Here is a 7,422-nt window from a genome sequence, read left to right as displayed (position 1 = left end):
TGCTGACTCGTGCTCACGTGTCGAGTCTACGGAGCGCCCCCTGGGAGCCCGGGGAGCGGCTCACCCCTACCTCAGCCCAGAACGGCGAGCCACGTGGTCGCGGGCTGCTCCCACTGGGCGTATCGGTCGGGGTAGGCCGAGATCTGCACCGCCTGCGCGGCGTCGGCGTACGGCAGATCCTCCCACCCGGTGATGTCGAGGAGCCCGCGCGTGTCGGAGCCGTTCGGGTCTGCCGGTCCGCCATAGAAAACGCGGATGGATCGCTCCCGATCGAGGATCTGTTCGGGCGTGCCCCAGCCCGTGCTCGGGCGCTGCTGGAACAGGCCGAGGGAATCGCGATCGCCCCAGTCGAGGTTTCGCAGCCACGACTCCTGCATCGCTGTGCCGAGGGCGATCAGGATTCCGCGGTCGGACACGCCGAGCTCGCGCCCGATGCGGATGATGAGTCGGGCGTTCTCGGACTGTTCCGCATCGAGACCGGGCGCGAGCGCCGGACCCGCGGATGCCGGGCCGGGTGCGGCCGCGGATGGGATTCGCAGCACTTCGCCGGGGTAGATGATCGAGTCGCGGGTCAGCCCGTTGGCGGACAGGACGGCGTCGGTCGAGATGCCGTGGGCCGAGGCGATCGCCGAGACGGTGTCGCCCGCGGTCACTTCGTACGTGACCTGGGCGGGTTCGGGGGCGGGAGTGGCCGGTTGGGGTGCCGCGCCGCCGAGGATGAGCACCTGACCGGGGCGGATGACGCTGTCGGCGGCGAGACCGTTGGCCGCTTGGAGAGCGGCGACGTCGAGGCCGTACCGTTGCGCGATGTCCCAGACGGTATCTCCGGGTTCGACGGTGTGGGTCGCGGGTGCGTCCGCCGCGGAGGCGAGCACGGGGATCTGACCGAGGGTCGCCGGAGCGGGAGGGAGCGCTGCGAGCGGCGCCGGAGGCGTCGCGTGGGCGGTGCTCTCGCCGGTGAGGGCGAGGGCGATCGTGCCGACGACCGCTGCGGGCCAGATCACGGTGGCGCGCGCGGGCAGCGTGGGGGAGGGGAGTCGTCGCATGGTGGGGGATTCCGTTCTTCCGACTGCCCAAAACGCTCGCACGGCATGGGGAGGATGTCAACGCGTGAGGTTTGTGTGACGGATGTGACGAAGACGGCGCCGGATGACGAAGGGAATGACGGATAGTCGCCCTGCCGGCGCCGATGAGAGGATGGGACCGTGAGCGATACACCCCGTTACGAAACCGCGTGGCTGACCATCCCCGATCTCGTCGAGGTGCTGGGCGAGTCGCATGGACGTGTCCGTCGTCTGCTCGACGAGCACTACCTCGTCGGTTCGCGTCGCGATGGCGTGCTGCGCATCCCCTCGGTCTTCGTCGTCGACGGCCGTCCCCTGCCGGCGCTGCGGGGGACGATCATCGTCCTGCACGATGCCGGTTTCGACGAGGACGAGACCATCGACTGGCTGCTCACCCCCGAAGACACCATCGGCGTCGCCCCGATCGAAGCGCTCCTGGCGGGGCGTAAGAGCGAGGTGCGACGGGTCGCAGCGGCCCTCGCCTGATTCCGCCCGCCGCCGGGCTTCCGCCCGGCGCAGCCCCGCGGCTCAGGACGAGCGCTGCGTGGCAGCCTGGGCGAGATCGCGAAGCTCGCCGACCGCGGCGTTGCCGAGCCGGGCGCCGGACAGGGCCCGGTCTGCGCGTCGTGAGTAGTCGGCGATCAGTTCCTCGGTGCGGGCGAGCGCGCCCGTGTCGACGATCGTGTTCTGCAGAGCGCTGATCTGCGCCGCATCCAGCTCGGCGTCGCCGAGGAGCTCGTCCACGGTCCGTCGGGCCGGGGCGGGCAGTGCCTCGCGGGCGAAAGCGACGAGCACGGTCCGTTTCCCCTCTCGGAGGTCGTCTCCGACGGGCTTGCCGGTCACGGCCGTGTCACCGAAGACTCCGAGCACGTCGTCGCGCAGCTGGAACGCCATCCCGACGTCGTGTCCGAAGCGCCCGAGCGCGTCGAGCTGCTCGTCGTCCGCGCCGGCGAAGGCGGCGCCGATCTCGAGCGGCTTCTGAATGCTGTACCGCGCCGACTTGTAGGACGCCACGCGCAGCGCGCGTTCGGCGTGCTCCTCATCGGGATACACGGCGTATGCCGACTCCTCCGCGACGTCGAGGAACTGACCGATCGTGACGTCGCGGCGCATGTGCGCGTAGAACCGTCGCGTCGCCGCAGCCGTGGACTGATCCGCGAGGGCCTCCTCGAGCAGGTCGTCGCTCCACGCCACCAACAGGTCGCCGAGCAGCACCGCGCCGGAGCGTCCGAACATCGCGGCGTCGCCGGTCCATCCCGCCGCCGCGTGCGCCGCTTCGAGCGCGCGGTGCGCGGCGGGCTGTCCGCGCCGGGTGTCGGAGTTGTCGATGATGTCGTCGTGGACGAGCGCCGCCGCCTGGAAGATCTCGAGGGCCGCGGCGACCGAGACCGCCGCGGGGGTGGGGCTCGTGTCGCGCGACCCCGACGACTCGATGACCGCGCGCCAGCCGGTGAGACAGAATCGGGCCCTCAGGCGCTTGCCGCCGCGCAGCGATGCCGCGCCGGCGCGGCTCATCGTCTCCGCCTCCGGCCCCAGTGAGGAGGCGTACGATAGCTGGTCAGAAAGGAACTTGTCGAGTCGCTGGGAAACAGCTTCGATCGGTTCCGGGGAGGTCACCACAGGCCTAGCCTAGTGATCCACGCCCCGCGTAGAATCGTCCGTACTTAGCAACAGAGGGGGATGCATGCCACTCTCCGAACAGGAGCAGCGTCTGCTAGACGAGATGGAGCGCCATCTCATGAGTCACGACGCCGATGTCGTCACTGCCCCCGGACGCGCCCTCAGTTACCGCAACATCGTGTACGGATCCATCCTCGTGCTGGCTGGCCTCGGTGCTCTGGTCGCGGGCGTCTCGATCGGTTTCAACACCGGGTTCCTCGGTATCGCGATCGGTGTCCTCGGGTTCGTCCTCATGGTCAGCGGGGTCGTCCTCGCGGTCACGCCGATGAAGGGCTCGAGTCGCGCGGCCTCGGCGTCTCCCTCCGCTGCTCGCGCACCCCGCGCGTCCGGCGCGTCCTTCATGGATCGCATGAACGATCGGTGGGACCGCCGCAACGAGGAGCGCTAAGCCCTCTCGTCCTCGATAAGCACCGGCTCTTCGGAGCCGGTGCTTTTTCGTGCGCCCGGCAGGTTTCGTGCGCCCCGCAGATTCTGTCGGCTGCGGGCCTCGGCATCCCCTCATAAACGCCGTTCGCTCGCATAAACACGATCTCCTCGTGTTTCTGCGCGCGAACAGCGTTTATGTGTCGCGAGGAGTGCGGCCCGCCGTCTCCCGCGGCCCCGCCGCGTCACTGCCGCGAGTGATCGGCGACGTTGCGCCGCGATCGCCCCGGCCCGGCGCCACGGGTTCCCGCCCTCCACGCGCCGCGCCGCCGTCGCGGCTCCCTCCCTTTTCCTCCACCCGCGTCGTCGAATCGCGGTCGCTCGGCCGGCTTGCGCGCCGTTCCGCGGTTCCGCGCGCCCTGCGCGCGTCGCGAGCGGACTGTACACGAGGGGGAGTTCGCCCAGAAGAGGCCACGTATTGATAGCTAAGTGGAGGGCAGTGGAGTAAAGTGGGGGAAACTTCGCAGGCCGGACGAAGGGGGTGGACACCCGAATGCTGCTCGGTACGCACACCCCCAAGCTCGACGACAAGGGTCGGGTCATCCTGCCGGCGAAGTTCCGTGACGATCTCGGCGCCGGAGTGGTGATCACCCGGGGGCAGGACCGCTGCCTCTACGTGTTCAGCACCGAGGAGTTCGAGCGCGTGCACGAGCGGATCCGCGAGGCTCCGCTGAGCAACAAGCAGGCCCGCGACTTCCTGCGCATGTTCCTCTCGGGGGCCAGCGCCGAGAAGCCCGACAGCCAGAACCGCATCACCGTGCCCCCGGCTCTCCGCGCCTATGCCGGTCTCGGTCGCGAACTGGTCGTCACGGGTGTCGGCGCCCACGCCGAGATCTGGGACGCCGAGGCGTGGAACTCCTACGCCGAGAGCAACGAAGAGACGTACGCCGAGATGGAGCAGGAGGTGATCCCGGGACTCTTCTGATCCTCGGCTGTGACTCCCAGCCGCATGCCCTGACGCACTTCCCCGGCGCCAGGTCGATGCGGATGGGGATCAGAGCCGAGGAGAACCCCCGACATCTCATGGACATCCGCGACATCCACACCCCCGTCCTCCTCGAGCGGTGCGCCGAGCTGTTGGCTCCGGCCCTCCAGCGACCGGATGCCGTCTTCGTCGACGGCACGCTGGGCATGGGCGGGCACTCCGAGGCGTTCCTCGAGCGCTTCCCGACCGCGCGCCTCATCGGCCTGGACCGCGACACGGACGCGCTGCGCATCGCGGGGGAGCGTCTGGCGCGCTTCGGCGACCGCGTCACCCTCGTCCACACCGTGTACGACGGGATCGCGGAGGCCGTGGCATCCGCGGGTGTCGACAAGGTCGACGGCATCCTGTTCGACCTCGGCGTGTCCTCGCTCCAGCTCGACGAGGCCTCGCGCGGCTTCGCCTACGCGCAGGACGCCCCGCTCGACATGCGCATGGACCAGACGACGGGCGTCACGGCGGCCGAGGTGCTCGCGACCTACGGCGAGGGCGATCTGCGCCGGATCTTCGAGCGCTACGGCGAGGAGAAGCTCGCCGGACGCTACGCGCGCGCCATCATCGCCGCGCGCGCGAACGCCCCGCTCGAGCGGTCGGGTCAGCTGGTCGACGTGCTGCAGGCGGCCACGCCCGCCGCCGTCCTGCGCGAGCGGCACCCGGCCAAGCGCGTCTTCCAGGCCCTGCGCATCGAGGTCAACGCCGAGCTGTCGGTGCTCGAGCGCACCATCCCCGCCGCCCTGAAGGTGCTGGGCGTGGGCGGGCGCATCGTCGTGCTGTCGTACCAGTCGCTCGAGGACCGGCTGGTCAAGCGCGTGTTCGCCGAGGCCACGGCATCCACGGCTCCCCGTGGTCTTCCGGTCGAGCTTCCCGAGCACGCGCCCAAGTTCCGCCTCCTCGTGCGCGGAGCCGAACTCGCCAGTGACGAAGAACGCGCGGTCAACCCCCGCGCCACCCCCGTGCGTCTGCGTGCGGCCGAGCGAATCCAGGAGGACGCATGAGCGCACCCCAGGCCATCGATCTGCGGGCTGTCCACACCGGACTCGAGCCGGAGTTCCCGACACCGATCCGCGAGCCCCGTCGCCTGCAGGCCGTTCCCGCGCCGGCGCGTCGCCGCGCGCCGCGTCGTGCCTTCGGCGTCATCGCCGTCGCCGGGGCGGTACTCATCGCGCTCGTGCAGATGGGGCTGTCGATCCTCACCACGCAGAGCTCCTTCGAGATCGCCGCGCTCACGCAGCAGCAGCGCGACCTGACCTACCAGAAGCAGATCCTCAACGACGACGTGGCCGGTCTCAGCTCGCCGCAGTACCTCGCGGCGAACGCGGCCGCCCTCGGAATGGTCATCGACGAGTCGCCGACCTACCTCCGTCTCAGCGACGGCGCCGTGATCGGGTCGGGGAAGCCCGCCGAGAACGTGTCGTCCGTCGACGCGCTCGGCCGCGGGTCGGTGCGCAACGCCCTCATCTCGGGCGTTCCGCTCGCCACCAAGCCGCAGACGCCGGCGGAGCCGGCCCCGAACGCGCCCGCCGAGGCGACGTCCGGCACGGCGACCCCCGATCAGACGGCTCCGCCCGCTGGTTCTGCGACACCCCCGCCGATCAGCGACGGTCTGCCGACGCCCGCGACACGATAAGCACATGACGACTTCCCTCACCCGTTCTCCGCGGCGACGCACGGTGATCGCCCTGGGCGTCGTCCTGGTGGTGCTGATCGCCTTCGTCGTCCGTCTCGTCGACATCCAGGTCGTGAACGCCCGTGAACACGTGGACGACTCGCTGGCCATGGGCATGCAGGACTCGCGCACGATCTACGGCTCCCGCGGATCGATCGTCGATGAGAACGGCGTGACTCTGGCGGCGAGCGTGAATCGCTACGACGTCGACATCGACCCCAAGCTCGCGGCCCAGGGCCTGACCGACCGCGACGACTCCGGGAACGTCGAGGTCACCCAGACGTGGAGCCAGATCGCGGCGCAGATCGCGGGGATCGCGGGTCAGGACCCGGCCGACGTCGAGAAGATCGTGACCGACGCTGTCGCGGCGAACCCCGACTCCCGCTGGGCGAATGTGGCGAAGCGCGTCTCGACCGAGCAGTACCGCGCTCTCGCGGCGCTGGGTCTGCCGTTCCTCAGCTTCCCGCCGCAGGCGGGCCGCATCTACCCCGACGGCGCCGTCGCGGGAAACCTCGTCGGCTTCGTCGGCAGCGACGGCGAACCGCTCGCGGGGCTCGAATCCGCCGACAACGCGTGCCTCGCCTCCCAGAACGGCAAGGTCGTCTTCCAGCAGGGCCGTGACGGAAACGTGCTGCCCGGGACCGAGGTCGAGACCGAGCCGGCCGTCGACGGCGGAACCCTCAAGCTCACGATCGACCGCGATCTGCAGTGGTACCTCAGCCAGCTGATCGCCGAGCAGGTGCAGAACACCGGCTCGCTGCGCGGCACGATCACGGTCGTCGAGGCCAAGACCGGCAAGATCCGCGCCCTCGCCGAGTACCCGACGGTCGACCCCAACGACCCGACGTCGACGCCGGCGGACGACCGGGGGAGTGCGGCCTTCGGCAACCCGAACGAGCCCGGGTCGACGATGAAGGCGATCACCGCGGCCATCGGCCTGGACTCGGGCGCTTTCACCGCGGACACGACGGTCACCGCATCCGGAAGCGAGACGCTCCCCGGTGATGCGCGCGTGTCCGACTCGTTCTCGCACGGGGCGAACAACTACACGCTGACGGGCGTGCTCATCGACTCGTCGAACGTCGGCATCTCGAAGTTCGGTGAGATGATCCCGCTCGACACCCGCGTCTCGTACCTCGAGAAGTTCGGACTCACCCAGCAGACGGGGGTCGACTTCCCGGGCGAGTCGTCCGGCATCATGCGCGACCCCGCGCAGTGGGACAAGCAGACCTTCTACAACACGACGTTCGGCCAGGGCATCTCCGTGACGGTGCCGCAGCTCGCGGGCGCGTACCAGACGATCGCGAACGGGGGAGTGCGGATGCCGCTCTCTCTCGTGGAGGGCTGCACCGCCGCCGACGGCACGGTCACCGACGTCCCCGACGCGCAGGGCACGCGCGTGGTCTCCGAGGCCGCCGCGCGGCAGGTCTCGCTCATGCTCGAGAACGTCGCCACGCAGGGCACGCTCGCCAAGCAGGTCGAGATCCCCGGCTACCGTGTCGCGATCAAGACGGGTACCGGTGAGAAGACCGATCCGCAGACCGGCGCCTACAAGGGCGACGCGTACTTCACCACCATGATCGGTTTCGCCCCCGCGGACGACCCCC

8 protein-coding genes are annotated in these 7,422 nt (G+C 70.0%); 6 read left to right on the top strand and 2 right to left on the bottom strand.

Annotated features, from left to right (window positions below; all coding sequences use genetic code 11):
- Positions 1-71: 71 nt before the first annotated feature.
- On the bottom strand, positions 72-1,046 hold the full coding sequence (locus P2P98_RS14715; protein WP_275800856.1) for a LysM peptidoglycan-binding domain-containing protein: 975 nt from the start codon (positions 1,044-1,046) through the stop codon (positions 72-74).
- Positions 1,047-1,205: 159 nt separating this feature from the next.
- Between P2P98_RS14715 and P2P98_RS14710 the strand changes: the two genes are divergently transcribed.
- The gene (locus tag P2P98_RS14710) at positions 1,206-1,550 is read left to right on the top strand and encodes an Rv2175c family DNA-binding protein (RefSeq protein ID WP_275800855.1); all 345 of its coding nucleotides are present in this window, start codon (positions 1,206-1,208) and stop codon (positions 1,548-1,550) included.
- A gap of 42 nt (positions 1,551-1,592) precedes the next feature.
- Here P2P98_RS14710 and P2P98_RS14705 read toward each other — a convergent pair whose 3' ends face one another.
- Positions 1,593-2,684, bottom strand: coding sequence for a polyprenyl synthetase family protein (locus P2P98_RS14705; protein ID WP_275800854.1), 1,092 nt, complete (start codon positions 2,682-2,684; stop codon positions 1,593-1,595).
- Between the two features lie 64 nt (positions 2,685-2,748).
- On the opposite strand from P2P98_RS14705, the gene P2P98_RS14700 reads away from it, so the two are divergent.
- From P2P98_RS14700 to P2P98_RS14680, 5 genes are all read left to right on the top strand, one after another.
- Positions 2,749-3,132, top strand: coding sequence for a DUF3040 domain-containing protein (locus tag P2P98_RS14700; protein ID WP_275800853.1), 384 nt, complete (start codon positions 2,749-2,751; stop codon positions 3,130-3,132).
- A gap of 528 nt (positions 3,133-3,660) precedes the next feature.
- Complete coding sequence (gene mraZ / locus P2P98_RS14695) at positions 3,661-4,092, top strand: division/cell wall cluster transcriptional repressor MraZ (protein ID WP_058596015.1); 432 nt, start codon at positions 3,661-3,663, stop codon at positions 4,090-4,092.
- Between the two features lie 98 nt (positions 4,093-4,190).
- On the top strand, positions 4,191-5,144 hold the full coding sequence (gene rsmH, locus P2P98_RS14690; RefSeq protein WP_275800857.1) for a 16S rRNA (cytosine(1402)-N(4))-methyltransferase RsmH: 954 nt from the start codon (positions 4,191-4,193) through the stop codon (positions 5,142-5,144).
- The gene (locus tag P2P98_RS14685; protein ID WP_275800852.1) at positions 5,141-5,776 is read left to right on the top strand and encodes a hypothetical protein; all 636 of its coding nucleotides are present in this window, start codon (positions 5,141-5,143) and stop codon (positions 5,774-5,776) included. Before rsmH ends, P2P98_RS14685 begins: the two co-directional genes overlap by 4 nt.
- Before the next feature lie 4 nt (positions 5,777-5,780).
- Positions 5,781-7,422, top strand: a 1,642-nt coding sequence (locus tag P2P98_RS14680; RefSeq protein WP_275800851.1) for a penicillin-binding protein 2, incomplete at its 3' end; no start/stop codon positions are given.

The sequence above is a fragment of the Microbacterium sp. Kw_RZR3 genome (assembly GCF_029222405.1).
In the GTDB taxonomy this organism is placed as follows: Bacteria; Actinomycetota; Actinomycetes; order Actinomycetales; family Microbacteriaceae; genus Microbacterium.
The sequence above is the reverse complement of the archived record's forward strand: the minus strand, read 5'-3'. Positions and strand labels throughout refer to the sequence as shown.